Genomic DNA, 25439 nt, shown 5'->3' on the forward strand with positions numbered 1-25439 from the left:
CGCTCACCCCTTGTCCGCCGGGGCCTCCGGCGCGGCCGTGATGGAGCCGTTCGCGGTCCGGTGGTGGGCCGGCGCCCCGCCGAGGACGTGCTGGGCCTGGAACACCGCGTGGGTGACCAGCTCGCGGGCGTGCTCGTCGATGAGGCCGTAGTATGCCCGGTTGCCCTCCTGACGCGCCGCGACGATCTTGCCCCAGCGCAGCTTCGCCAGGTGCTGGGAGACCGCCGTGGGCGACTTCCCGACCTCCTCGGCCAGGTCGTTGACCGACTTCTCGGACTCGCGCAGCGCCAGGACGATGCGGACCCGGGTGGCGTCGGAGAGCAGGGTGAACACCTCGGCGGCGAAGTCCGCGTACTGGCTCTCGGGACTGAAGGTGCATTTCTTCGTATCTTCACTCATGCTTAGATACTAAGGTAGTTCGCTCGGGGCGGCAATCCCCGCCCCGGAGAGCGGCGCAGGGGCCGAAGCTCACGAGGCGGGGGACAGCTGGGCCGAGGATGTGCCGGTGGGTCTACGACCAGCTGGCGACGGGCGCCCCGAGCACCGCCTCGTCGACCTCGATGCCCAGCCCCGGCAGGTCCGGCGGCAGCACGCCGCCCTCGGCCTCGACCGGTTCGAAGGCGGCCGTGGTCAGCGTGACCATGTCCGAGGTCTTCAGCACGCACCGCAGCAGGTCGGGCGGGACCGTCGCGCCGAGGTGCACGATCGCGGCGTAGGAGATGTCGGAGCCGACCGTGTCCTGCACCGTCATCACCAGGCCCGCGGCCCGGGCGATGTCGCGCTGGCGGCGGGCGGGGGTGAGGCCGCCCGCCGGGGTGATCTTCAGCCCGAAGCCGTCGGCGGCGTCGAGCTCTATCGCGTGGGCGAGGTCGGCGTCGTCGACCGCCAGCTCGTCGAGGAGCAGCGGATACGGTGAGGCCCTGCGCACCGCCAGGGTCTCCCGCCAGGTGGCGCAGGGCGACTCGAGGACGAAGTCGAGCCCGTCGGGGAGCAGGCTGAAGAGCCGGCGCGCGGTCTCCGGGGTGAGGCCGGCGTTGGCGTCGACGAGGAACCACTCGCCGGGGCGCCGGTCGGCGAGGCAGGCGACGATGCGGGCGGCGTCGAGCGCCGGGCCGCCGTCGCGGTCGTGGGTGCCGATCTTGATCGAGTGGCCCCGGTACCCGCGGGCCCGGTGGTCTGCGACGCGGGCGCGCATCTCCTCCGGCTCGCCGGCATGGATCGAGGAGATCAACGGCATCGGCACGCCCGTCCCGCCGCCGAGCAGCTCGCTGACCGGCAGTCCCGCGGACTTGCCGAAGAGGTCCCAGCAGGCGATGTCCAGCGCCGCCTTGGCGTCGTTGTGGCCGAGCAGGGTCTCGTCCATCAGGTCGCCGACGCGGTCGACCTGGCGCGGGTCCCTGCCCAGCAGCGCCGGGGCGAGCAGCTCGATCGCGGCCCGGGTGCCGCCGGGGTGGGCGGCGGCGTAGGTGGAGCCGAAGGGGGTGCTCTCGCCCCAGCCGGTCGTGCCGTCGTCGGCGGTGATGCGCACGATCGAGGCGTCGAACGTCTCGTAGGTGCGTCCGCGCGAGAGGCGGTAGACGCCGCCCGAGTAGGGCAGGGCGGCCTGGAAGAGGTCGATTCTGGAGATCCTCATGATGCGGGGTCCTCTCGTCCCTCGGCGGGGGTCGTCTCGGAGTCCTCGTGCGGCGGGATCAGCACGAGCTTGCCCGGGTACCGTTTGGCGACGAAGTCCTCCTGCGCCCGGCGGATCTCGCTCAGCGGGTAGGTCTTCGAGACCAGCGGGTGCAGCCTGCCCTCGTTGATGTAGCCCACCACGTTCTCCATGACCTCGTCCTCCTGGAAGGTGCAGCCGAACAGCGAGAGGTCGTTGAGGTAGACGGTGCGCAGGTCGATCTCGGCCAGTGGGCCCGCGATGGCCCCGGCGATGGCGTAGCGGCCGCCGCGGCGCAGCAGGGAGAGCAGGGCGTCCACGCCCTGCCCGCCGACGAGGTCCACGACGGCGTCGACCGAGCGGGCGCCGAGCTCGGCGACGAGGTCGGCCCCGCGGTCGATGACGCGATCCGCACCCGCCGCGCGGACCGCCTCGGACTTGCCCGCCGAGCAGACGGCGATGACCTCCGCCCCGCGCAGCTTGGCCAGCTCCACGGCGGCCAGGCCGACGCCGCCCGAGGCGCCGGTGACCACGACCCGCTCGGCCCCCACTCCGGCGCGGTGGAGCATCCCCTCCGCGGTGGTGAAGGCGATCGAGATGGTGCCGAGCGCGGCCGGCGAGAGGTCGGAGCGGACGGCGAAGGTCTCGCTGGAGGGAGCCACTGCGAACTGGGCGAAGCCGCCGTCGCAGTCGCTTCCGTAGGTCCAGCACTCGTAGGGGCGGCGGTCGACGTAGTGGCGCATCAGGTTGCGGACCACCACGGCCTCGCCCACGCGGCCGGCGTCGACGTCCTCGCCCACCGCCGCGATCCTGCCGTAGACGTCGCCGCCCTGGATGCGGGGGAAGGTCAGGGGTGCGCCCGACCACGAGGCGTCGTCGTCATCTGCCTGGTCGGTGCCCGCCGCCGCGGTCGAGTTGGTGTCGCCGCGCACGGCCTTGGAGTACCAGCCGATGCGGGTGTTGATGTCGGTGTTGTTGATGCCCGCGGCCTCGACCCGGATCAGCACCTCGTCGGCGCGGGGCTGGGGGACCGGCACGTCGGTGCGGTACTCCAGCTTCTCGGGGCCTCCGTGGCCCGTCAGCAGCACCGCGGCCATCGTCTTCGGCAGAGCGTCCATCGTCCGCCACCCTTCTGCTCGTATGCGCGACGCCGGGACCGGTCCCGGGGCGCCGTCGCTCCCGTTAATCAATCTGTCCACTGTCCGGACAGCTTGTCCGAAAAATTACCAGTGCGACGCGGCCACGGCAAGACCCGGGGCGGCTGCGGCAAGATCCGGGACGGACGCGGATGGTCTGAGACGGCTGCGGCAACGTCCGGAACGGTCGCGAATGGTCCGGGGCGGCCGTGGATAGGATGGAGCCGAGCAAGGAGGGGACCCATCGACGAGAACGCAGGACCCGAGGGCGCGCCACGGGGCGCCGGAGCCGGAGCGGAGGCCGCGCCGGAGCAGATGAACCGCTCGGCGCTGCGCGCCGCGCTGCTGCTCATCGCCGCCGGGGAGCATCCCGAGGGCGCCACCACGGCCGAGCTGGCGGCGGAGACGGGGATACCGCGTCCCACCGCCTTCCGCCTGCTGCTCAGCCTCGCCCACACCGGGCTGCTCGTGCGCGAGGGCGGGGAGTTCTCGCTGGGCTGGCGCACCGCCCGGCTGGGGCGCCTCGCGGACCCGTACCGCGGCCTCCTGCCGCGCATCCAGGCGATCCTCGACCGGCTGGCGGCGGACGTCGGCGAGTCGGTCGAGTACACGGTCTTCACCGGGCCGGGAGCGCAGGAGACGATCGCGCAGTCCTCCGGCGTCCGCCTGCTCGCCCCCTCGCAGCAGTACGTCGGCCGGAGCTTCCCCCTGCACGCGAGCGCGACGGGCAAGCTCCTGCTCTCGGAGCTCGACGACGACGGCGCCCGCGCCCTGCTCCCCGAGCGCCTCGAGGCGTTCACCGCCTCCACGATCACCGACCCGGACGCCCTGCTGGCCGAACTCGGCGCAGCGCGCTCCCGGCGCTTCGTGACCCTCGACAACGAACTCGAGCAGGGGCTCTTCGTGATCGCGGTGCCCGTGCGCGACGAAGCGGGGGAGGCCTTCGCCGGGCTCGCGGTCTCGGGGCTCGACCAGCGGATGAAGGCAGCGGGCGTGGACTCCTACGTCGAGAGGCTGAGGGCTGCGGCGGGGGAGATCGCCGGGATCGTCGCGGGGCGGTGAGCGGGGCGGCCCCGTAGCCCGGGCGTCCGCTCCCCGCGCGCACCCGCGCGCGCCGGCGACCTCGCCTCAGACGACGCCGGCCACCACCGCCCCCAGCGCTTCCTTCCCCTCGGCGAAGCCGATCTTCTCCAGCACGATCACGCGGGCGAGCCCGTCCGCCGCGCCGAGGATCGCGTGCAGGGCGGCGTCGGGCACCTGGCCCTTCGCGGAGAACGGCGTGAGCGCGGCGCGGCAGCGGGCGCTGAATGCCTCGTCGGCGTCCTGGCGCAGCTCCTCCAGCTCGCTGGATCCGGAGAGGGCCCCGAGGATGCCGGGCAGCTGGCGGGCAAGCCGGCCGCCGTCTTCACCTCCACCACGGAGCGGCACGGCGGCCAGGAGGCGACGCTGCTGGCGCTGGCCCACACCCTCTTCCACTGGGGCTCGATCATCGTCCCCACCGGATACGTGGACTACCCGCTCTCCCACGCCGCCGGCGGGAACCCCTACGGTGTCAGCGCCATCACCGGGGACGGGGCGCCGAACGAGCACGTGCTGGCGCTCGCCCGTCTGCAGGGCAGGCGCGTCGCGGAGTTCGCCGACACCCTGCGCCCGGTGGAGCAGGTCAGCGCCTGAGGTGAGAAGAGCGTCTGGCAGAAGGGCCCCTCTCCCGCCGCGGCGCAACGCCCGCGGCAGGAGAGGGGCCCCGCTCGTGCTCCTCAGACCTCGATGACCCTGCCGCTGACGATCCCCTCGACGGCGAGGACGTAGGCCCTGCCGACCTCCTCGTCCGCCACCGGTCGCTGGCCGACGAACAGCGGGTGGTAGTGGGGCGAGTTCTCCAGCACGTTCGGCGAGACGGCGTTGACGCGCACCCCGCGCGGGGCCTCGGCCGCGGCGGTGGGGACGAAGGCCTCCAGGGCGCCGTTGGCCGCCGCTGCCGCCGCGCCGGTGGCGATCGGCTCGCGGGTGAGCACGCCCGTGGTCAGGGTGACGGACCCTCCGTCCCGCACCCGGGAGAGGGCCTGGCGGACGACCTCGAGCTGCGCCAGGGTCTTCCCGGTGAGCCCCGCCGCGTAGTCGCCCCGGGTCAGCTCGGTCACCGGTTTGAAGGGGACGGAGCCGAGGGCGACGACGACGGCGTCGACCTCCCCGACGGCGTCGAAGAGGAAGCGGATCGACTCGGGGTCGGTGACATCCACGGCGTGCCCGGAGCTCCGGGAGGCCCGGACCACCTCGTGGCCGCGGTCCTCGAGGGCCGCGGCGACGACCTTCCCGATGTTGCCGGTGGCGCCGATGACGAGTGCTCGCATGATGGGATCTCCTGATCGTCGATGGGGGTGGGGTTGGCTGACAGAGCGGGGCCGGGCGATGGGGTACCTCCCGCACAGGATGGCCGATTCAGGGTGCGCTGTCCACGGCCTCGGGGATCCCGCGGCTCCGGGTGGCCGCGCCCCGCGCCCTCACGTGGACGGGCCGGCTGGCGAGGACCCCGGCGATCAGCTGGGCGATGAGGAGCACGCCCAGGACGATCATCGGCACGGCCCAGCCGCCGGTCAGGCCGTGGACGGCGCCGATCCCGATGGGGCCGAGCCCGGCCAGCAGGTAGCCGAAGCCCTGCGACATCGTGGAGAGGTGGCCGGTGAAGTGCGTGTCGGGGGAGCGCCACACGATGTAGGTCAGCGAGAGGCTGATCGAAGCGCCCTGGCCCAGCCCGAGCAGCGTCATCCACACCACGGCCCCACCGGCGGCGAAGACGGCCAGGCCGAGGTAGGCGACGCCGGTGAGCACGGCCGCCAGGGCCACGGGCAGCCAGGCCGGGCGCATCCGGGCGGCCAGCGCCGGGGTGACCAGCGAGGCGAGGATGCCCGGGAAGGCCGAGTAGGCCAGCATCCAGCCGGCCGCGCCGGCGTCCATGCCCGCATCCTGCAGGATGGTGGGCACCCAGGTCAGGGCGGTGTAGTAGCTGATGCTCTGCAGGCCCATCAGCGCGGTCACCGCGATCGCGACCGGATCGGCGAGGATCGCGCGGAAGGGCGGCTCGCCCCGCTCGGTGGGGGCGTCCGCGACGGCGTCGCTGGTCTTCATGCGCCCCGGCGAACGGCGCAGCTGCGGGATCCACACCAGCAGCGCCAGCACGGCCGGGACCGCCCACACGGCCAGGGCCGCCCGCCAGCTGCCGCCGACGGCCGGCAGCAGCGGTGCGGTCAGGCCCGAGGCCACGGCCGCCCCGACGAACAGGGCCGTGGAGTACAGGCCCATCATCAGGCCGGCGCGGTGGGCGAAGTCCCGCTTGATCGCCGCCGGCATGACCACGTTGCCCACGGCGATCGCGGCCCCGACGAGCACGGTGCCGGCGAACAGGGCGAGCAGGCTCGGATGCAGGCGCAGCAGGATCCCCGCCGCCAGGACGAGCAGCGTGATCCCGAGCAGCCGGTGCATGCCGATCCGCCGGGTCAGCCCCGGGGTGAGGAACGCGAAGGCGCCGAAGGCGAAGACCGGGATCGTGGTCAGCAGGCTCGCCGAGGTCGCCGACAGGCCGAGGGAGGCCCGGACCTCGCCCAGGACCGGCCCAACGGAGGCGACCCCGATGCGCAGGTTCAGCCCGATCAGGATCAGCCCGACGCCGAGCAGCAGCAGGGCCTGCCTGCCGTGCGGGGGATCGGCGGGCTCGCCGATCTCCGCCGGGGCCGGCGGCTCTCCGCCGGGGACGGGGTAATCCTCCAGCGCGGAGGCCTCCGCCGGGTGGATGTCTGCGGGACGCGGGTCCATGGGGTCCTTCCCTGTGGGCGTGCGAGGGGTCGATGTGCTGCGCGAGAGGCCGCCGGGGTGCTGTGCTGCGCGGGTGCGGCCCCGTCGTCGTGACGTCTTCCATGCTCGGCCGGGCGGGCGGGGGCGTACAACCGGTAGGCTGACTTGCGATGCCTGAAAACCGCCACGAATCGCCCTCGCCCGAGCAGATCCACCTCCTCGGCCACGACGAGCGCACTCCAGCGCACCGTCACGAGCGGGGGGCACCTGGTCTATCCCGCCGCCGGCGTCCTCTCGATGGTCACCGACGCCGGCTCGTGGATCGCGCCGTCCAACCGGGTCGTGTGGATACCGCGCGGCTTCACCCACCAGCACCGCGCCCACGGGGCCACGGACATGCGCATCGTCTTCATGGCCGGCTCCTTCGCCGAGCTCCTGCCGCAGCGCCCGGCGGTGCTGGCCGTGACGCCCCTGGCACGGGAGGCCATGCTGACGCTCACTGGGCGGAGCGAGCGGCCCGCGGCGGCGCGCGACCGGCTCCGCACGGTGGTCATCGACGAGCTCGCCGCCGCGCCCGAGCAGCCCCTGCACCTGCCCGAGCCGCACGACGAGCGGCTGCTGGCGGTGACGCACCTGGTCGAGGAGGACATGGCCAGCCCCGCCGCCCTCGGGGAGCTGGGCCGCCGGGTCGGGGCGAGCGAGCGCACCCTGAGCCGCTTGTTCCAGGCCGAAACCGGGATGAGCTTCCGACAGTGGCGCACCCAGCTGCGCGTGCACCGGGCCCTGCTGATGCTCGCCGACGGCGCCTCCGTCATCGACACCGCGACCTCCTGCGGATGGGCCAATCCCAGCGCCTTCATCGACGCGTTCACCGCGCTGGTCGGCCAGACGCCGGGCCGATACCAGCGCGCTCATGACGCTGCTCATCACGGCACGTGACGCGCCTGACAAGGCCGAGCAGAGTGTACGCCTCCCCACGATCAGGTAAACCGCTGTTGAACCGAGAGCGTAACTTTATTAGGCTTCTATGGGCCCGAAAACGGGTTGATTGTCAAGGGCGCTCGGCGAACCTGCGGGCATCTGGAACGCGAGGTATTAGCCATGTCTGGCCGGAATCTTCACACGACTCGACGAGTCGGCGCCGTCCTGGGGAGCGTCGTCGTCTATCTCCTGATCTGGGCGGGGCTCGTGATGCTGATCGCGGGGCTCGGCATCCGCTACTACTGGGGCAAGATCTCCGTGGGGCAGATGCTCCTGAACCTCGTCTCGGTGGAGACCGACGGCGGGGGAGGGTCCATCGTCTGGACCGGCATCCTGGGGCTCGGCGTCGTGCCCGTGCTCGTCACCCTCGGGATCGCCCTGTGGCAGTACTCCCGGCGCCGCAAGCGGCGCCGCACCGGGGACCAGCGGTCCCCCCGCTTCCGCTGGACCGCGCGCGCCCTCTCCACCGTCCTGGTCGCGGCGGTGGTCGTCGGCGGCACCACCGCCTTCAGCACCACGGTGGGCATGAAGGACTACATCCGCTCGGCGAACTCCGACTACAACGTGGAGGACTACTACGCTGAGCCGAACATCACCGATGATGCGAACAAGCGCAACATGGTGGTGATCTACCTCGAGTCCGGCGAGGCGACCCTCGCGGACGACCAGCTCTTCGAGAAGAACGCCTACGAGGGCCTCCAGGAGTCGACCAAGGCCTCGGACGGGTGGCAGAGCGTGGAGGACTTCCAGCAGTACGAGGGCGGCGGCTGGACCATGGCCGGCCTCACCTCGACGCAGTGCGGGGTGCCGCTGAAGGGCACCGGCTCCGCGGCCGGCAGCGGCGCCTTCAACGAGCTCGGCGGCGGCGTCGCCAGCTACCTGGGCGGGATCGGCTGCATGGGTGACGTCCTGGCGGACCACGGCTACAAGAACGTCTTCATGGGCGGGGCCAACGGCTCCTTCGCCGGGAAGGACACCTTCCTGGAGAGCCACGGCTACACCGAGGACCTGGACCTCTCCGACTGGCGCGCCGCGGGTGAGCCGGAGGAGAACTTCCGCAGCGACTGGGGCCTGAGCGACGAGCGGCTGATGGCCCACGCCCGGGACAAGGTCGACGAGCTGCACGCGGAGTCCGAGCAGACCGGCCAGCCCTTCAACCTCTCCATGCTGACGCTGGACACGCACGAGCCGGTGCACGTCTACGACTACTGCGACGTGGACACCGACAGCGACGTCACCTCCGTCTTCTCCTGCTCCCTGGACCAGGTGGCCGGGTTCGTGGACTACATGAAGGCCCAGGGCTACCTGGAGGACACCTCCGTGGTGATCATGGGCGACCACCTCAAGCACATGAGCGCCGGCGACGCCTTCCACGAGGAGCTGGACGACCACGAGAACCGCACCATCTTCAACCGCGTGTGGGTCCCGGGCGAGGAGCAGAACACCAAGCTGCGCTCCCGCGTGGACCAGCTGAACATGTACCCCACCATGCTGGAGGCCGCCGGCCTGGAGCTGGAGGACCACGAGGCCGGCCTGGGCGTCTCCGCCTTCACCTCGGAGATCCCGGAGGACTCCGCGCAGGCGCTGGATCCGGACGCCTACGCCGAGCTGCTGGACTCCATGTCCTCGCGGTTCTACGCGGAGGCCTGGGTGGGGGAGGCCACCGAGCAGTAGCGCCGGGCCGCCTCCCCGTCGCCGCCGGCGATGGGGAGGAAGACGCTCCCGGTCACGGAGCGGAGAACACGCTCAGTCCGTAGAGCACGAACAGGAGGACGTGGGCGCCTCCCTGCAGGGCCGTGACCTTCCGCCCGGTGAAGGTGGTCACCGTGAGCAGCATCGTGACCCCGAGCAGCAGCAGGTTCGCGGGAGTCTCGGCGAGGACCACGGCCTGCCCCGTCAGGAGCCCGATGGTGAGGACGGCGGGGATGGTCAGGCCCACGGTGGAGACCAGGGCGCCGTGGCAGAGGTTGCTCACGCGCTGGATCTCCCCGCCGTGCGCGGCCCGGACCGCGGTGATGGTCTCGGGCAGGAAGACGATCATCGCGATGAGGATGCCCGAGAGCGCCGCGGGGGCGCCCGCGCGGCCGAGGACGTCGTCGAGCAGCGCCGCCATGTCGTGCGAGAGCAGTACGATCGGCACGACCGTCGCGACGAGGACCGCCGCTCGCCTCGTGACCTCGGCCCGGTGCCGGGCGATGACGCCGAGGACCGAGGGGCGCTCGACGTCGTCCCCCCGCCCCTCCGGACCGGCGGCCTCCGCGGCGGCGACCTCCTGGAAGTCCTCGCGCTGGGCGCTCATCTGCCGGTAGAGGAAGAAGGCGTAGAGGACCACCGTGAGCACGATGATCGGCACCTCCTGCCCCGCGGAGTACGAGCCCTCCGAGCCGATGAGCCCCGGCAGGGCGAACGCGACGGCGAGGAGGACCACCAGCAGCGAGAGGTAGGCGGAGACGCCTGCGCGGTTCGGCCGCAGCTCGCGGTGCCGCATGCCCCCGACGAGCAGGCAGACGCCGACGACCAGGTTGAGGATGATCATCGAGACCGCCATGACGGAGTCGCGGGCGATGACGGCGTGCTCGCCCGGCCCGAGCATCACCGCCGAGATGAGGACGACCTCGATGAGCACGATCGAGAGGGTCAGCACGAGGGTGCCGTACGGGTCGCCGAGGCGGCGGGCGAGGTGCTCGGCCTGGCCGACGACGCCGAAGGCGCACACGACGATCACGGCGACGATGCCGGCCAGGACCGCGAGCAGCGCCGGCATCGGCAGGGGGTCGGGCAGGAGCGGCTGGGAGATCTTCAGGGCGGCGAAGGCGCCCCAGCCCAGCAGGAGGCGGAGGATCACGAGCGGCGTGAGGACGGAGCGGAGGGCGGACGAAGGGTGCACGGAAGGGAGCATCCGTTTTCTGCGGGGCCGTCCCTGCTCGTGTCGTCGCCGTCGGGTCGTCCCGCCGGGGTCGTTCGGCTCCCATTGTAGCGGGACCCGCCGGTTCCGTCCGAGGGCGGCTCGAGGCCGCCTCGGCCTGCCCGTCACAGCACCGTCCAGCCATTGCCCCGCCGCGTCGCGGACGAGATGCTGGGGGCAGCACGCATCGCCCACGGAAAGGACCCTTCCCATGACGACCACGGTCGCAGGCATCACCGTTCCCGACACGGCGCTGGTCGCCGACGCCACCGAATTCATCCGCGAGAGGGAGGACGACCTGCTCTTCGACCACTCCCGCCGCGTGTTCTTCTTCGGCGCCCTGCAGGGGCGAAGGCGTGGACGCGAGGCGGACCTGGAGGAGCTCTACGTCGGCGCGATCTTCCACGACATCGGCCTGACCGAGGCCTACCGGGACTCGCACAACCGGTTCGAGGTGGACAGCGCCAACGCGGCCCGGGACTTCATGCTCGAGCACGGCGCCTCGCCAGGGGACGCGCGCCGGGTGTGGCTCGGCGTCGCCCTGCACACGACGCCGGGGATCCCGGAGTTCCTCGACGGCGAGGTCGAGCTGGTCACCGCCGGGGTGGAGACGGACGTGCTGGGGTTCGGCTACCACGACCTCAGCGAGGAGGAGCGGCGCGCCGTCACCGACGCCCACCCGCGCCCGGACTTCAAGAACCGGATCCTCCAGGCCTTCGCCGAGGGGAACTACCACCGGCCCGAGACGACCTTCGGCAACGTCAACGCCGACGTGCTGGCACACTTCATGCCCGGCTTCGAGCGGGACGACTTCGTCGAGGTCATCCGCTCCAATCCCTGGGCGGAGTAGGGGGTCGGACGTCGGTTCCGCCACGCTTGCGGGCGCAGGGGGAATCGGCGGTGGATCCGGCCGTTCCCTGAGGAGCGGCCGGGCCTGCCGACGGCCGCCGGCAGGCCGGTGCGGGCTCAGCCGGCGTCGTCCTCCAGCAGGCTCGGATCGCGCGCGACCCGGACGAGGGCGGCGGCCAGGCTCGCGAGGTCCTCCTCGTCGACCAGGCGGGACAGCTCCTCGGCGTCGTCCGGCAGCCCGGCGGCGCGGGCCCCTTTCAGCACGAGCTCGTCGGCGTAGGGGCGCACGGAGGGCCAGACCTGCTGGACCTCGCGCAGGAAGATGCTCGCCCCGGTGGGGCCGATGCCGTCGAACTCCTGCAGGAGCTTGGAGACGCGCCCGACGTCGCCCCCGGCCTCCTCGCGCAGGCGCCGGAGGTCTCCCTTCCAGCGGTCGAGCAGCAGCGCGGCGGCGTCGTCCAGGCGGGTCGCGGTGCTCTCGTCGTAGCGCCGGTATCCGCCCCGTCCCAGGGCGTCGACCCGCTGCTGCCAGGTGCTCTCCCTGAGGCGCTGCGGGGTTCGCCAGCCGGCGGAGAACAGCTCGCGGGCGGTGGCCACGGCCAGGTCAGAGCTGATCCGCGTGGACAGCAGCAGGCTGAGCACCAGGAGCTGCCAGAGAGGAGCCGGCTTGTCGCGCAGGCTGATCGAGGCGTCGGCGGCGAAGGGACGGCCGTGCTCGCGCATCAGCCGGTGTACGAGGTCTCGTCGTGTGCTCATGGGCCGATCCTATGAGATGGACCGCGGCGGATACAGGCCGGGGGGATGGCGGGGCCGGATCCCCCGGCGGGGGGGGGGTCCTGGAACGGCGGGGCGGCGCCGGGCTAGGCCTGCTCGTCCATCAGGCCGAGCTCCTCCCACGCCTGCTCGACGCGGCCGAGGGAGGCCCGCGTCGGGGTGCTCTCCAGCTCCGCGAGGATGGCCTGCACGACCGCCGACATGGCCGTGAGCGAGGGGCTCGCGGCGATCCCCTCGATCGGGGTGAGCACCACGTGGTCGGCGTCCGCGCTCAGGGGCGAGGAGCGCAGGTCCGTCAGCACGGCGACCGTGGTCCCGTTCTCCCGCCCGAGCCGGGTCAGGGAGCGCAGGGCGCGGGTGAGCCGCCAGACGTTGAGGACCACGAGGCAGTCGCGCTCGTCCATCTGGGAGACGGAGACCGCCTGGGTCGTGGCAGGCCCCGCGGCCAGCTGGACGTCGTACCCGTAGATGGAGGCGAGGTAGCACAGGATCTGGCCGGGCCCGGTGCCGGAGCCGGTGGTGACCACCACGGTGCGGCGCGCCGAGCGGATCGCCTCGGCGACGCTGCGGACGGCCTCGACGTTGGCGGGGGAGGCGGCGGCCGCGAGGTTCGCCGCGTCCTGGCGCAGCATCCGCGCCGCGGCGTCGGAGGAGGCGGGACGCTCGGCCCCGGTGGTCACGAGCGAGCCGAGGTACTCCGCCCGGAGCGTGCCGCGCAGATCCGTCCACCCCTCGAAGCCGAGCTGCTGGGCGGCGCGGACCACGGTGGAGACGTTCACCCCGGCGCGCTCGGCGACCTCCCGCGCTGAGGCGTAGGAGGCGAACTGGGGCATCTGCGCCAGGAGCTGGACGACGCGCTCGGACTGGGCGCCGAGGCGGGCCCGTCCCGCCCGCTGTGCGAGCATCGAATCGATCGTCACCCGGGTGCGCCCCTCTTCCGTTCACCTGTGCGTCATTCCTCGAGGACCTGGAGCACCTGCCCGCCCGCATCCACGGCGCCGCCCGCGGCGCCCAGGATCCCTCGCGAGAACTCCTCGCGCTCGGGGGCGCCCTGCCAGGCCTCGTACGCGGCGGCGTCGGGCCATTCCGCGACGACGACCACGTTACCGGAGTCCTCGGCGTCCACGCAGAGACGCGCAGAGGCGGCGCCGGACTCCTCGAGGATGCGGGCGCTGCGGTAGTAGCGCACGACGTCGTCGCTGCGGTCCCGGGGGACCCGAAGGGTGAGAATCGTCAGAATTGTCATGTTCCAAGTGTTGCACATCACTTATATGTGCATCTACTGTTGCATTCGACATCCCTGTTGAACGGAGCCCACCATGACCACATCGGCCGATCCGACGGCTGCGCAGCACGCCGTGCTGCTCGCGAGACTGGACAACCTGAAGCCCGGCAGGCCCCACCGCCGCCTCATGGTGATGGGCGGCCTCGGCTACACCTTCGACTCCTTCGACGGGCAGCTGATGGGGTACGCGCTCTCCGCGCTCATCGTCATCTGGGCGATCCCCTCCTCGATCTCCGGGTGGCTGCTCTCCTCGATCTTCTTCGGCTACCTGGTCGGCGCGGTGGTCGCCGGGGTGCTGGCGGACCGCTTCGGGCGCCGCCGGCTGATGATGACCTCGCTGCTGGTGTTCTGCGCCTGCAGCCTGCTGATGGGCACCGCGCACTCCGTGCCGGAGCTGTTCGTCTGGCGCGCTCTGGCCGGCCTCGGCATCGGCGCCGAGACCGCGCTGATCACCCCCTACATCTCCGAGTTCCTCCCGGCGCGCGTGCGCGGCAGGTTCGTCGCCCGCACCGTCGGCTTCCTCGCCTTCGGGTACGTCCTCGCCGGGGTCCTCGCCCCGGTGATCATCTCGCCCAACCCGGAGGTCGGTTGGCGGATCGCCGCGGTGGTGACCGCGCTGCCGGTGGTCCTGCTGCTGTGGTGGCGGCGCTCGCTGCCGGAGTCGCCGCGGTACCTGCTCTCCCGTGGGAGGTACGAGGAGGCCCTCACGGTCGTCGAGGACTTCGAGCGGCGCAGCGGAGTGGAGTCCGCCGCCCGCAGCCCTCGCGAGGAGATCCAGGCCGCCCCGGCCCCGGTGGGCGGCGCGGCGCTCGCGGCCGAGCCCCAGCCCGCCCGGCGCGGCGCCCTCGCCCCGCTGGCCGCCCTGTGGAAGGGCCGTCTGGCCCGGACGACGCTGGTGATCTGGCTGCTCTGGTTCATCCTGACCGGCGTCAACTACGGCTTCGCCTCCTGGCTGCCGGCGCTGCTGGTCACGGCCAAGGGCTTCACGCTCACCGGGTCCTTCCTCTTCGCCCTGGTGACCGCCCTCGCCCAGATCCCCGGCTACTACCTCGCGAGCGTCCTGATCGAGCGGATGGAGCGGAAGTGGCTCATCGCGATCTACGCGACGGCGGGCACCGTCTCCGCGGTCATCGTCGCCCTGGCTCAGACCAACGGGGTGCTCCTGCTCGGCTGCGCCCTGCTGGCCGCCTTCACCAACGGCGTCGCCGCCGTCTACTACGCCTACACCTCGGAGCTCTACCCGACCTCGGTCCGTGCCACGGGGATGGGCGCGGCCTCGGCCATCGGGCGGGTGGGGGCCATCGCCGCCCCGGTCGCCATCGGCTACCTCTACGCCGTCATCGGGTTCACCAACGTCTTCCTCGTCCTCGTCGGGGCCCTGGCGCTCGCCGTCGTCGTGGTGGTCGTCTTCGGCGAGCGCACCTCCGGGCGCAGCCTCAACGAGGACGTGCCCGCCGAGGACGAGGCGGCCCGAGCCTGATCCCGACCCGGGTCCGGCCCCACCGGGGTCTGGCCCGCAGCTCGACGCACCCCGCGCCGGAGGGGCCGACCCTCCGCCGCGCCGACCTCCTAAGGAGACCCAATGCGCATCCGCATCATCAACGCCCACACCCTCGAGCCCTCCACCGGGGAGCGCAGGGAGGGGGCCTGGATCGACGTCGCCGACGGGCGGATCGCCGGCAGCGGCACGGGCGAGCCCCCGGCGGCCGCCGAGGACCTGCGTCTGATCGACGCCGCCGGCGGCACCGTGATGCCGGGCCTGGTCGACGCCCACGTGCACATCATGGTGACCTCGACGGACGCCGCCGACCGGGCCAGCTGGACGCCGGGCTACACCACGGTCCGGGCCCTGCGCTCGGCCGGGGACATGCTCCGGCGCGGCTTCACCACGGTGCGCGACGTCGGCGGCGCCGACTACGGCATGGCCCGCGCGCTGGGGGAGGGGCTCGCCGTCGGCCCGCGGCTGATCTTCGGCGGCAAGGCGCTCTCCCAGACCGGCGGTCACGGCGACTTCCGGCCCCTCACCGACGACTCGTACCGCTGCTGCGAGCTCAAGCCGGACTTCGGCCGCATCGCCGACGGCGCCGACGCCGTGCGCCTGGCCGCCCGGGACGAGTTCCGCAAGGGCGCCCACCACCTCAAGCTGGTCGTCTCCGGCGGGGTGGCGTCCCCGACCGACGAGATCTCCGCGGTCCAGTACACCCCGGAGGAGATCCGGGCCGCCGTCGTCGAGGCGGAGAACCACAACCGGTACGTCACGGTGCACGCCTACCACCCGCGGGCGGTGAACCAGGCGCTGCGGGCGGGGGTGCGCTGCGTCGAGCACGGGAACCTCGTCGACGCGGAGTCGATCCGGCTGCTCGTCGAGCGGGACGCCTTCCTGGTGCCCACGATCATCACCTACGAGGCGATGTACGAGGCGGGGGAGGCCTCCGGCCTGTCCGCCGGCTCCCTGGAGAAGCTCGCCGAGGTGCGCACGGCGGCCGTCGCCGCGCTCGAGCAGGCCCACCGGGCGGGGGTGAACCTGGTCTACGGCAGCGACCTGCTCGGCGACCTGCAGACCCGTCAGCTCGACGAGTTCGCCATCCGCGCGCGGGTCCTGCCGATCATGGACGTGCTCCGCAGCGCCACCAGCACCGCGGCGCGCCTGCTCGGCATGGAGGGGGAGATCGGGACCCTCGCGCCGGGCGCCCTCGCCGACCTGCTGGTGCTGGACGGGGACCCGGAGCAGGGCGTCGAGGTCCTCACGACGCCGGAGCGGCACCTGCGGCACGTGATCCACGGCGGGGCCGTGACCGACGTGGCGGGCGCGCGAGCGGAGGACGCCGCAGCAGTGCGTTAGTCCGACGCCGCGGGGTGCTCACCAGTCAGAGGCGACGGCCGCCCGTCAGCCGGAGGTCACGGTGCCCGCCCGCCAGCCGTCACGGCACCCGCCAGCCGGACGTCGCGGGAGTCCGCCGGTCGGCGGGTCGGAAGACGATGCGGTGACGACGCCGGTGCCGCGGGAGAGAGGATCTCCTGCGGCACCGGCGTCGTCGCGTCTTGGCAGTTAGGTTTCTACCTATGACCGATCGCGCCGAGCAGTTCTCCGTCGCCATCCGCTCCATCGCCTTCGCCCAGCGGGCGGCGGCCGACGAGCGGGTGCGCACCAGCGGGCTCACCCGCCAGCAGGGCTTCACGATCGGGTACATCGAGGAGCATCAAGACTGCGGAGTGATCGCCCGCGAGATCTCTGAGGCCTCCGGGACCACGCCGGCCTCCGTCGCGAGCCTCCTGCAGGGGCTCGAGGACCGGGGCCTCATCACGCGCACGCCCTCGCCGGGCGACTCGCGCGTGAAGCTCCTCTCCGTCACCGAGGAGGGGAGCCGCCTCACCGAGGGCTTCGACGAGGCGGTCCGCGCCGCCCAGTTCCGGCTCCTGGCGGCCCTGAGCCCCGAGGAGCAGGACCAGCTGCTCGCCCTGCTGGGCCGGGTGGTCGAGGCCGTGAGCCCCGATGTGCCCCCGCGCCCCCGCAGAGGCGCTTAGCCTCCCGCCGCGCACCACCGCCGGGCCCTCTCATCCTAGGCGAGTCGCCCTGCCCGCCGCCGCGGAGCTGCTCGCGCTCCTGCCCGCCGGACGCTGGGCCGCCGTCACCTCCGGCTCGCGCACGCTGATGCGGGACCGCCTGCGGGCTGCCGGGATCCCCGTGCCGGAGGTCCTCGTCAGCGCCGAGGACGTGCGAGCGGGCAAGCCCGACCCGGAGGGCTACCTGGCCGCGGCCGCGCGGCTCGGGGTGGACCCTTCACCGCTGCCTGGTGGTCGAGGACGCGCCGGCCGGCATCGGGGCAGGGCGGGCCGCCGGCGCGCGGGTGCTCGCCGTCGCCACCTCCCACGAGCCGGGGCAGCTGGTCGAGGCCGACGTCGTGGTCGAGGACCTTCGGGCCTGCGAGATCGTCCCGGAGGAGGGTGGCCTGCGCGTCGCTCTGCGGCCCCTCTCCTGAGGGGCGCCGGGCGTTCCGGACGCGCGTCCAAGGGGCACCGCGCTCTCGGCGGCGGGCTCATCCTATCTTCCCCGGCCCCGGCTGAGTCGGCTCGGGAGCCGGGTGCGTGACGACGGCGAGGGCGGGGGCCCCTCGAGAGGCGAGGGCCGAGGGGTCCCCGTCATAGACACGCAAGTGTCCGCTTGCCTATTATGGACCGCGTGACCGACGTCTTCAAAGCCCTCGCCGACCCCACGCGCCGGATCATCCTGGATGAGCTGACGGCTCGGGACGGCCAGACGCTCTTCGAGCTCTGCGCCCGTCTGCTCACCCAGCACGGGCTCGGCTCCTCCCGCCAGGCCGTCTCACAGCACCTCGGGCTCCTCGAGGACGCCGGACTGGTCGAGGTCCGGCGCGAGGGACGCTGCAAGTTCCACTACATCAACACCGACCCGCTCGGGCCGATCGTCCAGCGGTGGCTCAGGGGCGGCGACGCCGCGGGGTCGCGAAAGGAAACGACATGAGGATCAACCTGACGAGCGTCTTCGTCGACGACCAGGAGAAGGCCGCACGGTTCTACACCGAGGTGCTGGGCTTCGTGGAGAAGCACGACGTCCCGCTGGGCGAGGACCGGTGGCTGACCGTCGTCTCGTCCCAGGACCCGGACGGCGTCGAGCTGCTGCTCGAGCCGAGCGGGCATCCCGCCGTGGGGCCCTTCAAGGAGGCGCTCGTCGGGGACGGGATCCCGGCGGCGCAGTTCGCCGTCGACGACGTCCACGCCGAGTGCGAGCGGCTCCGGGCCCTCGGGGTGCGCTTCACCCAGGAGCCCGTGGAGATGGGGCCGGTCACCACGGCGGTCTTCGACGACACCTGCGGCAACCTCATCCAGATCGCGCATCATGCAGAGGCCTCGTCCCGGTGAGCCCGGCTGCGGGCTCCGCTCGGATCCAGGCTCCTGAGGGGAGCCTGCCGCGCGGCGGACGGACAGAGCGAAGACGGGAGGCCCCCACCGATCCGGTGGGGGCCTCCCGCGTGCTTCAGCAGATCTGTCGAGAGACCTCGATCAGTAGACGATGATCTTCACGCTGACGGCGTCGAGACCCGTGCAGGACGCGATCTCCTCCGCGCTCATCCCGGCCGAGTAGGCGTTCCGGATGGCGTTGTCCCGGCTCGTGAGGGCCCGTCGTACTCCTTCGGCCTCGTCTTCCAGCAGGGTCCGGAGACCCTCGTGTGCTTCGGCTGCCATTGCCATCCTTAGAAAGTGGTGAATACGGATGGTGGCCCCGCACCCCACCCTAGACCATGCCCCCGGCGCCGACCGGACCGCCCCGTGTGGGCTCGATCCCGCCCCTGGGACGGCGGGCGCCCGATGCTGCGGGTGCCGAAATCTCACGTCATGGACGCTCCGAGGCCGAGCAGGCCGGTGGGGTCGCGACCAGCAGGAGCCCTCGCTCCGAGGAGGCTCGCCGAGCCGCACTGAACCGAGAGCGGCACGAGGTCTACGCTCGGGGTATGAGTGATAACGCAGAGGACGGGGCCGCGGACCGCGCCGAGCCCGGTCCCGAACCCCTGGACGAGGCGGGCATCGAGCGGGTCCTGGTGGTGGTGGCCCACCCCGACGACGCCGAGTACGGCACCTCGGCGGCGGTCGCGAGCTGGACCTCACGCGGCGTCGGCGTGGCCTACCTGCTGCTGACAGCGGGGGAGGCCGGGATGAAACGGCCGCCGGAGGAGGCGGGCCCCCTGCGGGCCCGGGAGCAGCGCCGGGCCGGGGAGGCCGTGGGGGTCGAGCGACTCACCATCCTCGACTTCCCCGACGGCACGCTGGAGTACGGCCTGCCCCTGCGGCGGGCGATCGCCCGCGAGATCAGGGCGTACCGCCCCGACGCGGTGGTGACCGGCTCCGGCGACCTCTTCGTGGGCTGGGGCCTCGACCACGCCGATCACCGGGCCGCCGGGCTCGCGGCCGTCGACGCCGTGCGCGACGCCGAGAACCGCTGGGTCTTCCCGGAGCTCGCGGACGAGGAGGACCTGGAGCCGTGGGGCGCGACCTGGCTGCTGCTGACCGGCCGCGAGCCCACCCGCTACGTGCCGCTGGACGAGGACGCCGAGGCGCGGGCCGTGGCCTCGCTCGAGGCCCACGAGGCATATCTCGCCGATCTGCCCGGCCACCCCACGCCCGCGGAGTTCGTCCCGTGGATGCTCGCCGGCATGGGGAGGGCCGCCGTGGTGCCCCGGGCGATGGGCTTCGACGCGCACCGGCTGCGCTAGCCTCCCACCTGGACCTGGACCTGGACCTGGACCTGGACCTGGACCTGGCTGTGACCCCGGAGCCGGCTTTGCCCCTGGTGGCGGCCCTGCCCTAGCCCTGGCCGACGACCGGCCCGAGCACGTCGCCGATCACCCGCGCCGCCTCCGGGAAGCGCTCGGGGCGCGGGCCGGAGTAGTTGAGGCGGACGTAGGCCCCGGCGGGCTCCGCCGGGAACCACTCGCCGCCCGGCGCGATCACCACGCCGCGCCCCTCGCACTCGCGGGCGAAGCCCTCGGCCTCGACGCCCTCGGGCAACCGGACCCAGAGGTTGAGCCCGCCGAGCGGCAGGTGCTCGAGGGTCGCGGCGGGCGCGTGCTCCCGCAGGCTCCCGGCCAGGAGGTCGCGCCGCTCCCGGAGCTGGCGCCGCAGCCCCCGCCGGTGCGCCTCCCACCCGGGCTGGGCGACGACGTCGAGCGCCGCCGCCTGCAGGAGCCCGCTGACGTACATCGACCCCGCCGCGTGGTCGGCGAGGATCCTGTCGCGGGCCGGCCCCCGGGCGACGACGGCCGCGACGCGCAGCGCCGGTGAGACGCTCTTGGTCAGCGAGCGCAGGTAGATCACGTGTCCGTCCCCGTCCTGGGCCGCCAGCGGCCGCGGGTCGCTGTCGATGGCCAGGTCGTGCGCCCAGTCGTCCTCGATGAGGAACGCCCCGTGCCGCCGCACGACGTCGAGCAGCTCCTCTCCGCGCCGCGGTGACCACTGCGCGCCCGTGGGGTTCGCGTACGTCGGCTGGGCGTAGAACGCGCGGGCGCCGGAGAGCTCCAGGGCCCGCTCGACCTCGGCCGGCTCCGGCCCGCGTGGCCCCGAGGGGACCGGCACGAGGACGACGCCGGCCTGCCGGGCGGCGAGGATCGCGCCCCAGTAGCTCGGGGACTCGATCAGCAGCGGCCGGCCCGGGCCGACGAGCGCGCGGAAGAGCGAGCTGAGCCCGCTCTGGCTCCCGGGGAGGACGAGCACGTCGCGGTCGCTGGGAGCGGTGGCCCCCGCCGGGGCCGTCTCGGCGAGCTCGGCGGCGAACCAGGCCTGGAGCTCCGGCAGGCCGGCAGGTGGGGAGCGGGTCCCGGCCGCCTCGGTGCGCGCCGCCCGGGCGAGCGCCGCGCGGACCAGCCGCCCCGGCAGCAGTTCCTGCGCCGGGTAGCCGGAGTGCAGCCCGATGAGGTCGGGGGCGAGGGTGCGCTGCGTCGAGGAGAGCAGCCGGCCCTGGGCGGGCGGCGGCCCCAGGGCGGCGGTCTGCCAGCCGTAGTCCGCGGGCCGGGCCGGGCGCCGCGCGCGGACGAAGGTGCCGACGCCGGGGCGGCTCTCGACGAGCCCCTGGGCCGCGAGCATCCGCATGGCCTTCTGGACGGTCACCGGGCTCGCGCCGTGGTCCGCGCTCAGCCGCCGGTTGGAGGGCAGCCTGGCGCCGGCCGGCGCCTCGGCGATCCAGGCCCTCAGCGCCGAGGCGATCCGCTCAGTGCTATCGTTGTTCATGAAAGACAATAGTAACGTTATCTCAACATTACCCACAGCGTTATCCTCCCGGGCCGGGCTCTGGTGGGGCCTGCTCGGCGTCGCCGCCTTCTCCTTCACGGTCCCCTTCACCCGGGTCGCGGTCGAGGGGATCCCGCCCCTGTTCATCGGCTCGGCTCGCGCCGTGGTCGCGGCGGTCCTCGCGGCCCTCGTGCTGGCTATCACCCGTCAGCGCCGGCCGGACCGGCGGCAGTGGGGACGGCTGGCGCTCGTGGCCGGCGGCGTCGTGCTCGGCTTCCCGATGCTGACCTCCTACGCCCTGACGACGGCGCCCGCGAGCCACGGCGCGGTGGTCACCGGCCTGCTCCCCGCCGCCACCGCGCTCGTGGCCGTCCTGAGGGGCAAGGAGCGCCCGCCGCGGGCCTTCTGGGGGTTCACGGCCCTGGGCGCGGCGGCCGCGCTCGGCTTCGCCGCGCTGCAGGGCGGCGGCCTCGGCACCCTGCACTGGGCTGACCTCCTGCTCTTCGGTGCGGTGCTCGCCGCGGCGGTCGGCTACGCCGAGGGCGGGCTGCTGGCCCGCGAGCTGGGCGCCTGGCAGACCGTCTCCTGGGCCCTGGTCCTCGCCTCGCCCCTGATGCTCGTCCTCACCCTCCTCTCGGCCGTCGAGGAGCCCCCGGCCGGGACCCCGGTCCAGTGGCTCGCCTTCGCCTACCTCGCGGTGGTGAGCATGTACCTCGGCTTCTTCGCCTGGTACCGGGGGCTGGCCATCGGGCCGATGACGCGGGTCAGCCAGATCCAGCTCGCCCAGCCCGTGATGAGCATCGTGTGGGCCGCGCTGCTCCTGCGCGAGGAGCTCACCTGGCCTACTGTCCTGGGCGGGGTCGCGGTGGTGGGCTGCGCGCTGCTGGCCGTGCGCGCCCGGGCCGGAGCCAGGGGCGTTCGGCCCGTCGCGGAATCGGGCCGGGCCGTGCCCTCGTCGGCAGAGTCGGGTCGATAGCCTGGAGCCGGATCCCTGAGGCGCAGTCGTATCGGAGGCAGAGCATGGCAGAGGCGGGCGGGCGGCGTCGTCATCCGGAGCGGGCGGAGGCGGAGCGCGAGGCGGCTCCGGCGGATGCGGGGTCCGGGAGGCCCTCTGCAGAGGCGAGGCCCGATGCGTCCGGAGCGGATGCGGGGCCCGGGGCGGCTAGCGTCGCCGCGGAGGAAGCGGCCGGGGCGGCCTGCCGGGGCGACCCCTGGGCGGGCTCGCCGCCCGCGCCGGACGCCTCGATGGTCGCCTTCGCCCGGCGGATGCGCGGGGAGTTCACCCGCTTCCTCATGGAGTACCGCTTCGCCGTGGACGAGGTGCTCACCAAGGTGACCATCCTCCGCGAGGAGTTCCTCCACCTGCACCGCTACAACCCGATCGAGCACGTCACCTCCCGGGTGAAGACGCCGGAGAGCATCCTCGGCAAGGTCGTCCGCCGGGGCATCGCCCCCGAGCTGGCGACCATCCGGAGGCACATCACCGACATCGGCGGGATCCGCATCACCTGCGCGTTCATCGCCGACACCTACCGGGTGCTCGAGGCGCTGACCTCCCAGGACGACGTCCGGGTGCTGGAGATCAAGGACTACATCGCGGATCCGAAGCCGAACGGGTACAAGAGCCTCCACGCCATCATCGAGGTGCCGGTCTTCCTCTCCACGGGCACCGTGCCCGTGATCGTGGAGGTGCAGATCCGCACCATCGCGATGGACTTCTGGGCCAGCCTGGAGCACAAGATCTTCTACAAGCACGCCGGGGAGGTGCCGGACCACATCGCCAGCGACCTCGCCGAGGCGGCGGCCGCGGCCGAGCAGCTCGACCGCCGCATGGAGCAGCTGCACACCGAGGTGCACGGCCCCGCCCCGAGCGAGGCCGAGGGCCCCGCGGACACGGAGATCGACGACGCCCTGCTCCGGCGGCTGTGGGAGCTCTCCCGCAGCTCAGGCACCGGTCCCTGATCGAGGAGCCGCCCGCCGGATCCCGCCGAGGGGCCCTCCGCTCGAAACCCGGCCGGGGGAGCCGTTCGCAGGCTCTCCCGGCCGAGGACCCCACCGGGGACCCCTGGCCGCCCGCCCTCCACGGTGACTAGAATCACAGGACAGTGCAATGACGCGCGACACCAGGAGGAACGCCGAATGACCGTCTACGCAAACCCCGGTACCGACGGATCGCTGCTCAGCTTCGACTCCCGCTACGACCACTACATCGGGGGCGAGTGGACCCCGCCGGCCAAGGGCCGGTACTTCGAGAACATCACTCCCGTGACCGGCCAGGTGTTCTGCGAGATCGCCCGCGGCACCGCCGAGGACATCGAGGCCGCCCTCGACGCCGCCCACGCCGCGGCCCCCGCCTGGGGCAAGACCTCCCCCGCCGAGCGCGCCGCGGTCCTGCTTCGCATCGCCGAGCGGATGGAGGAGAACCTCGAGCGGCTCGCCGTCGCCGAGTCCTGGGACAACGGCAAGGCCGTGCGCGAGACCCTCGGCGCCGACCTCCCGCTGGCCGTGGACCACCTGCGCTACTACGCCGGGGCGATCAGGGCCCAGGAGGGCAGGCTCTCCCAGATCGACGAGGATACCGTCGCCTACCACTTCCACGAGCCGCTCGGCGTCGTCGGCCAGATCATCCCCTGGAACTTCCCGCTGCTGATGGCGATCTGGAAGCTGGCCCCGGCGCTCGCGGGCGGCAACGCCGTGGTCCTCAAGCCCGCCGAGCAGACCCCCGCCTCGATCATGGTGCTGATGCAGCTGGTCGGCGATCTGCTGCCGGCCGGCGTGCTCAACGTGGTCAACGGCTTCGGCGCCGAGGCCGGCAAGCCGCTGGCCTCCAACAAGAGGATCAGCAAGATCGCCTTCACGGGCGAGACCACCACCGGGCGGCTGATCATGCAGTACGCCTCGGAGAACCTCATCCCCATCACCCTCGAGCTGGGCGGCAAGAGCCCCAACATCTTCTTCGAGGACGTGATGGCCCAGGACGACGCGTACTGGGACAAGGCCCAGGAGGGCTTCACCATGTTCGCGCTCAACCAGGGCGAGGTCTGCACCTGCCCCTCGCGGGCGCTGATCCAGGAGTCCATCGCGGACGACTTCCTCGACGCCGTCGTCGAGAGGACCAAGAGGATCAAGCAGGGCAACCCGCTGGACACCGAGACCATGATGGGCGCGCAGGCCTCCAACGACCAGCTGGAGAAGATCATGTCCTACCTGGACATCGGCCGCCAGGAGGGCGCCGAGGTCCTCACCGGCGGAGGCCGCCTGGAGCTCGAGGGCGACCTGGCCGGCGGCTATTACGTCCAGCCCACCATCTTCCGGGGCGGCAACTCGATGCGGGTCTTCCAGGAGGAGATCTTCGGGCCCGTGGTCTCGGTGGCGACCTTCGGCGACTACGCCGAGGCGATGGGCATCGCCAACGACACCCTCTACGGGCTCGGCGCCGGCGTGTGGTCCAGGGACGGCAACGTCGCCTACCGCGCGGGTCGGGAGATCCAGGCCGGGCGCGTGTGGGTGAACAACTACCACTCCTACCCGGCGCACGCGGCCTTCGGCGGGTACAAGTCCAGCGGCTTCGGGCGGGAGACCCACCTGATGATGCTGGACCACTACCAGCAGACGAAGAACCTGCTGGTCTCCTACTCCGAGGACGCGCAGGGGTTCTTCTGATGGGCGACGCCGCACCGCAGGCCCTGGAGTCCCGCCCCGCCGTCGAGGGGGAGCGGGACTCCCGGGTCGCCCTGAGCCCGGCCGCGGTCCGGCTGCTGCGGACCCTGTGGGACATCCACGGACCGCTGATGTTCCATCAGTCCGGCGGCTGCTGCGACGGCTCCTCGCCTATGTGCTACCCGACCGGGGACTTCCGGTCCGGGGACGCGGACGTGCTGCTCGGCGTCTTCGACCTGGACGACGACGCCGGGTCCCGGCTCGGCGAGCTCGAGTTCTGGATGAGCCGCGAGCAGTTCGAGTACTGGCGGCACACGCACCTGACGGTCGACGTCGTGGACGGGCGGGGCTCCGGCTTCTCCGTGGAGGCGCCGGAGGGCAAGAGGTTCCTGATCCGCAGCCGGCTGATGGGCTGAGCGCTCGGCCCGGTCCGGGTTGCCCCTGTCCCGGTCCGGGCTCTCCGCTCCGCCCCGGCTCGCTCCTGTCTTGGCCCGGTCGCTCCGGTCTGCCTCTCTGGGCCGCCCCCGTCCCGGCCCGGGCGCGCCGGTCCGGCGGTGCTAACCTCGTCCAAGGGAGCGGCCGCAGGCGTCCGTTCGGAGCATCGCGCCGGCCTTCCCCGCCCCGATGCTCCCTCGTGCCCGCGGCACGCCGAGAAGGAAGAACCGACCC

General features: G+C 72.8%; 28 protein-coding genes and 1 pseudogene. 17 read left to right on the forward strand and 12 right to left on the reverse strand.

The window, feature by feature from the left end; translation table 11 throughout:
* Positions 1-3: 3 nt before the first annotated feature.
* From EWV39_RS05235 to EWV39_RS05245, 3 genes are all read right to left on the reverse strand, one after another.
* Positions 4-399 (reverse strand): ArsR/SmtB family transcription factor, encoded by a 396-nt coding sequence (locus EWV39_RS05235; protein WP_129657498.1) that lies wholly within the window; start codon positions 397-399, stop codon positions 4-6.
* A 112-nt stretch (positions 400-511) separates the two neighbouring features.
* Positions 512-1633: a mandelate racemase/muconate lactonizing enzyme family protein gene (locus tag EWV39_RS05240; protein ID WP_129657500.1), complete on the reverse strand. Its 1122-nt coding sequence runs from the start codon at positions 1631-1633 to the stop codon at positions 512-514.
* Positions 1630-2769: an alcohol dehydrogenase family protein gene (locus EWV39_RS05245; protein ID WP_238148103.1), complete on the reverse strand. Its 1140-nt coding sequence runs from the start codon at positions 2767-2769 to the stop codon at positions 1630-1632. Before EWV39_RS05245 ends, EWV39_RS05240 begins: the two co-directional genes overlap by 4 nt.
* A gap of 333 nt (positions 2770-3102) precedes the next feature.
* On the opposite strand from EWV39_RS05245, the gene EWV39_RS05250 reads away from it, so the two are divergent.
* Positions 3103-3849: an IclR family transcriptional regulator gene (locus EWV39_RS05250; protein ID WP_129657502.1), complete on the forward strand. Its 747-nt coding sequence runs from the start codon at positions 3103-3105 to the stop codon at positions 3847-3849.
* A gap of 66 nt (positions 3850-3915) precedes the next feature.
* On the opposite strand, the gene EWV39_RS14220 is transcribed toward EWV39_RS05250, so the two are convergent.
* Positions 3916-4044, reverse strand: a complete 129-nt coding sequence (locus EWV39_RS14220; RefSeq protein ID WP_272947828.1) for a hypothetical protein — start codon at positions 4042-4044, stop codon at positions 3916-3918.
* Between EWV39_RS14220 and EWV39_RS05255 the strand changes: the two genes are divergently transcribed.
* On the forward strand, positions 4024-4461 hold the full coding sequence (locus tag EWV39_RS05255) for an NADPH-dependent FMN reductase family protein (RefSeq protein WP_193554690.1): 438 nt from the start codon (positions 4024-4026) through the stop codon (positions 4459-4461). The genes EWV39_RS14220 and EWV39_RS05255 overlap by 21 nt on opposite strands.
* A gap of 83 nt (positions 4462-4544) precedes the next feature.
* On the opposite strand, the gene EWV39_RS05260 is transcribed toward EWV39_RS05255, so the two are convergent.
* On the reverse strand, positions 4545-5138 hold the full coding sequence (locus EWV39_RS05260) for a short chain dehydrogenase (protein ID WP_129657504.1): 594 nt from the start codon (positions 5136-5138) through the stop codon (positions 4545-4547).
* Positions 5139-5226: 88 nt separating this feature from the next.
* Complete coding sequence (locus tag EWV39_RS05265) at positions 5227-6597, reverse strand: CynX/NimT family MFS transporter (protein ID WP_129657506.1); 1371 nt, start codon at positions 6595-6597, stop codon at positions 5227-5229.
* A gap of 144 nt (positions 6598-6741) precedes the next feature.
* On the opposite strand from EWV39_RS05265, the gene EWV39_RS05270 reads away from it, so the two are divergent.
* Both EWV39_RS05270 and EWV39_RS05275 read left to right on the forward strand, forming a co-directional pair.
* Positions 6742-7515, forward strand: coding sequence for an AraC family transcriptional regulator (locus EWV39_RS05270; RefSeq protein ID WP_238148104.1), 774 nt, complete (start codon positions 6742-6744; stop codon positions 7513-7515).
* Positions 7516-7677: 162 nt separating this feature from the next.
* A complete protein-coding gene (locus tag EWV39_RS05275; RefSeq protein WP_129657508.1) occupies positions 7678-9231 on the forward strand; it encodes an LTA synthase family protein in 1554 nt (517 codons plus the stop codon).
* Between the two features lie 52 nt (positions 9232-9283).
* Here the strand turns inward: EWV39_RS05275 and EWV39_RS05280 are convergent, their stop codons facing one another.
* On the reverse strand, positions 9284-10456 hold the full coding sequence (locus EWV39_RS05280; protein ID WP_129657510.1) for a calcium:cation antiporter: 1173 nt from the start codon (positions 10454-10456) through the stop codon (positions 9284-9286).
* A 217-nt stretch (positions 10457-10673) separates the two neighbouring features.
* Between EWV39_RS05280 and EWV39_RS05285 the strand changes: the two genes are divergently transcribed.
* Positions 10674-11312 carry an HD domain-containing protein gene (locus EWV39_RS05285; RefSeq protein WP_129657512.1) on the forward strand — a complete coding sequence of 213 codons (639 nt, stop codon included), beginning with the start codon at positions 10674-10676 and terminating at the stop codon, positions 11310-11312.
* 116 nt (positions 11313-11428) lie between these two features.
* Here EWV39_RS05285 and EWV39_RS05290 read toward each other — a convergent pair whose 3' ends face one another.
* From EWV39_RS05290 to EWV39_RS05300, 3 genes are all read right to left on the reverse strand, one after another.
* Complete coding sequence (locus EWV39_RS05290) at positions 11429-12067, reverse strand: endonuclease (protein ID WP_129657514.1); 639 nt, start codon at positions 12065-12067, stop codon at positions 11429-11431.
* 104 nt (positions 12068-12171) lie between these two features.
* Entirely contained in the window at positions 12172-13005 is an 834-nt protein-coding gene (locus tag EWV39_RS05295) for a MurR/RpiR family transcriptional regulator (protein WP_129657516.1), read from the reverse strand.
* Between the two features lie 32 nt (positions 13006-13037).
* Positions 13038-13331 carry an antibiotic biosynthesis monooxygenase gene (locus EWV39_RS05300; RefSeq protein ID WP_165313165.1) on the reverse strand — a complete coding sequence of 98 codons (294 nt, stop codon included), beginning with the start codon at positions 13329-13331 and terminating at the stop codon, positions 13038-13040.
* 73 nt (positions 13332-13404) lie between these two features.
* Here EWV39_RS05300 and EWV39_RS05305 point away from each other — a divergent pair, with 73 nt between their 5' ends.
* The 7 genes and pseudogenes from EWV39_RS05305 (at position 13405) to EWV39_RS05330 (ending at position 18251) form a co-directional block, all read left to right on the forward strand.
* A complete protein-coding gene (locus tag EWV39_RS05305; RefSeq protein ID WP_129657520.1) occupies positions 13405-14850 on the forward strand; it encodes an MFS transporter in 1446 nt (481 codons plus the stop codon).
* Positions 14851-14952: 102 nt separating this feature from the next.
* Positions 14953-16212 (forward strand): metal-dependent hydrolase family protein, encoded by a 1260-nt coding sequence (locus tag EWV39_RS05310; protein ID WP_129657522.1) that lies wholly within the window; start codon positions 14953-14955, stop codon positions 16210-16212.
* Positions 16213-16433: 221 nt separating this feature from the next.
* Positions 16434-16895: a MarR family winged helix-turn-helix transcriptional regulator gene (locus EWV39_RS05315; RefSeq protein WP_129657524.1), complete on the forward strand. Its 462-nt coding sequence runs from the start codon at positions 16434-16436 to the stop codon at positions 16893-16895.
* Positions 16864-17094 (forward strand): annotated as a pseudogene (locus EWV39_RS14305) (hypothetical protein); the annotation flags it as partial. The gene EWV39_RS05315 and the pseudogene EWV39_RS14305, both read left to right, overlap by 32 nt.
* Positions 17095-17164: 70 nt before the next feature.
* Entirely contained in the window at positions 17165-17350 is a 186-nt protein-coding gene (locus EWV39_RS13955) for a hypothetical protein (RefSeq protein ID WP_202864897.1), read from the forward strand.
* Between the two features lie 200 nt (positions 17351-17550).
* Positions 17551-17853, forward strand: coding sequence for an ArsR/SmtB family transcription factor (locus tag EWV39_RS05325; RefSeq protein WP_129657526.1), 303 nt, complete (start codon positions 17551-17553; stop codon positions 17851-17853).
* On the forward strand, positions 17850-18251 hold the full coding sequence (locus EWV39_RS05330; RefSeq protein WP_129657528.1) for a VOC family protein: 402 nt from the start codon (positions 17850-17852) through the stop codon (positions 18249-18251). The genes EWV39_RS05325 and EWV39_RS05330 overlap by 4 nt, the downstream gene beginning before the upstream one ends.
* Positions 18252-18392: 141 nt before the next feature.
* Here EWV39_RS05330 and EWV39_RS05335 read toward each other — a convergent pair whose 3' ends face one another.
* Complete coding sequence (locus EWV39_RS05335; RefSeq protein WP_129657530.1) at positions 18393-18575, reverse strand: hypothetical protein; 183 nt, start codon at positions 18573-18575, stop codon at positions 18393-18395.
* 266 nt (positions 18576-18841) lie between these two features.
* Here EWV39_RS05335 and EWV39_RS05340 point away from each other — a divergent pair, with 266 nt between their 5' ends.
* A complete protein-coding gene (locus EWV39_RS05340; protein WP_129657532.1) occupies positions 18842-19600 on the forward strand; it encodes a PIG-L deacetylase family protein in 759 nt (252 codons plus the stop codon).
* 91 nt (positions 19601-19691) lie between these two features.
* Here the strand turns inward: EWV39_RS05340 and EWV39_RS05350 are convergent, their stop codons facing one another.
* Entirely contained in the window at positions 19692-21110 is a 1419-nt protein-coding gene (locus EWV39_RS05350; RefSeq protein WP_129657534.1) for an aminotransferase-like domain-containing protein, read from the reverse strand.
* On the opposite strand from EWV39_RS05350, the gene EWV39_RS05355 reads away from it, so the two are divergent.
* The 4 genes from EWV39_RS05355 to EWV39_RS05370 all read left to right on the forward strand — a co-directional run bounded on the left by EWV39_RS05355 (position 21109) and on the right by EWV39_RS05370 (position 25186).
* Complete coding sequence (locus EWV39_RS05355; protein ID WP_129657536.1) at positions 21109-22086, forward strand: DMT family transporter; 978 nt, start codon at positions 21109-21111, stop codon at positions 22084-22086. The genes EWV39_RS05350 and EWV39_RS05355 overlap by 2 nt on opposite strands.
* Before the next feature lie 269 nt (positions 22087-22355).
* On the forward strand, positions 22356-23072 hold the full coding sequence (locus tag EWV39_RS05360; RefSeq protein ID WP_129657538.1) for a GTP pyrophosphokinase: 717 nt from the start codon (positions 22356-22358) through the stop codon (positions 23070-23072).
* A gap of 177 nt (positions 23073-23249) precedes the next feature.
* Positions 23250-24773, forward strand: coding sequence for an acetaldehyde dehydrogenase ExaC (gene exaC / locus EWV39_RS05365; RefSeq protein WP_129657540.1), 1524 nt, complete (start codon positions 23250-23252; stop codon positions 24771-24773).
* Positions 24773-25186, forward strand: coding sequence for a DUF779 domain-containing protein (locus tag EWV39_RS05370; RefSeq protein WP_129657542.1), 414 nt, complete (start codon positions 24773-24775; stop codon positions 25184-25186). Before exaC ends, EWV39_RS05370 begins: the two co-directional genes overlap by 1 nt.
* Positions 25187-25439 lie beyond the last annotated feature (253 nt).

The sequence above is a fragment of the Rothia halotolerans genome, assembly GCF_004136635.1.
In the GTDB taxonomy this organism is placed as follows: Bacteria; Actinomycetota; Actinomycetes; order Actinomycetales; family Micrococcaceae; genus Rothia; species Rothia halotolerans.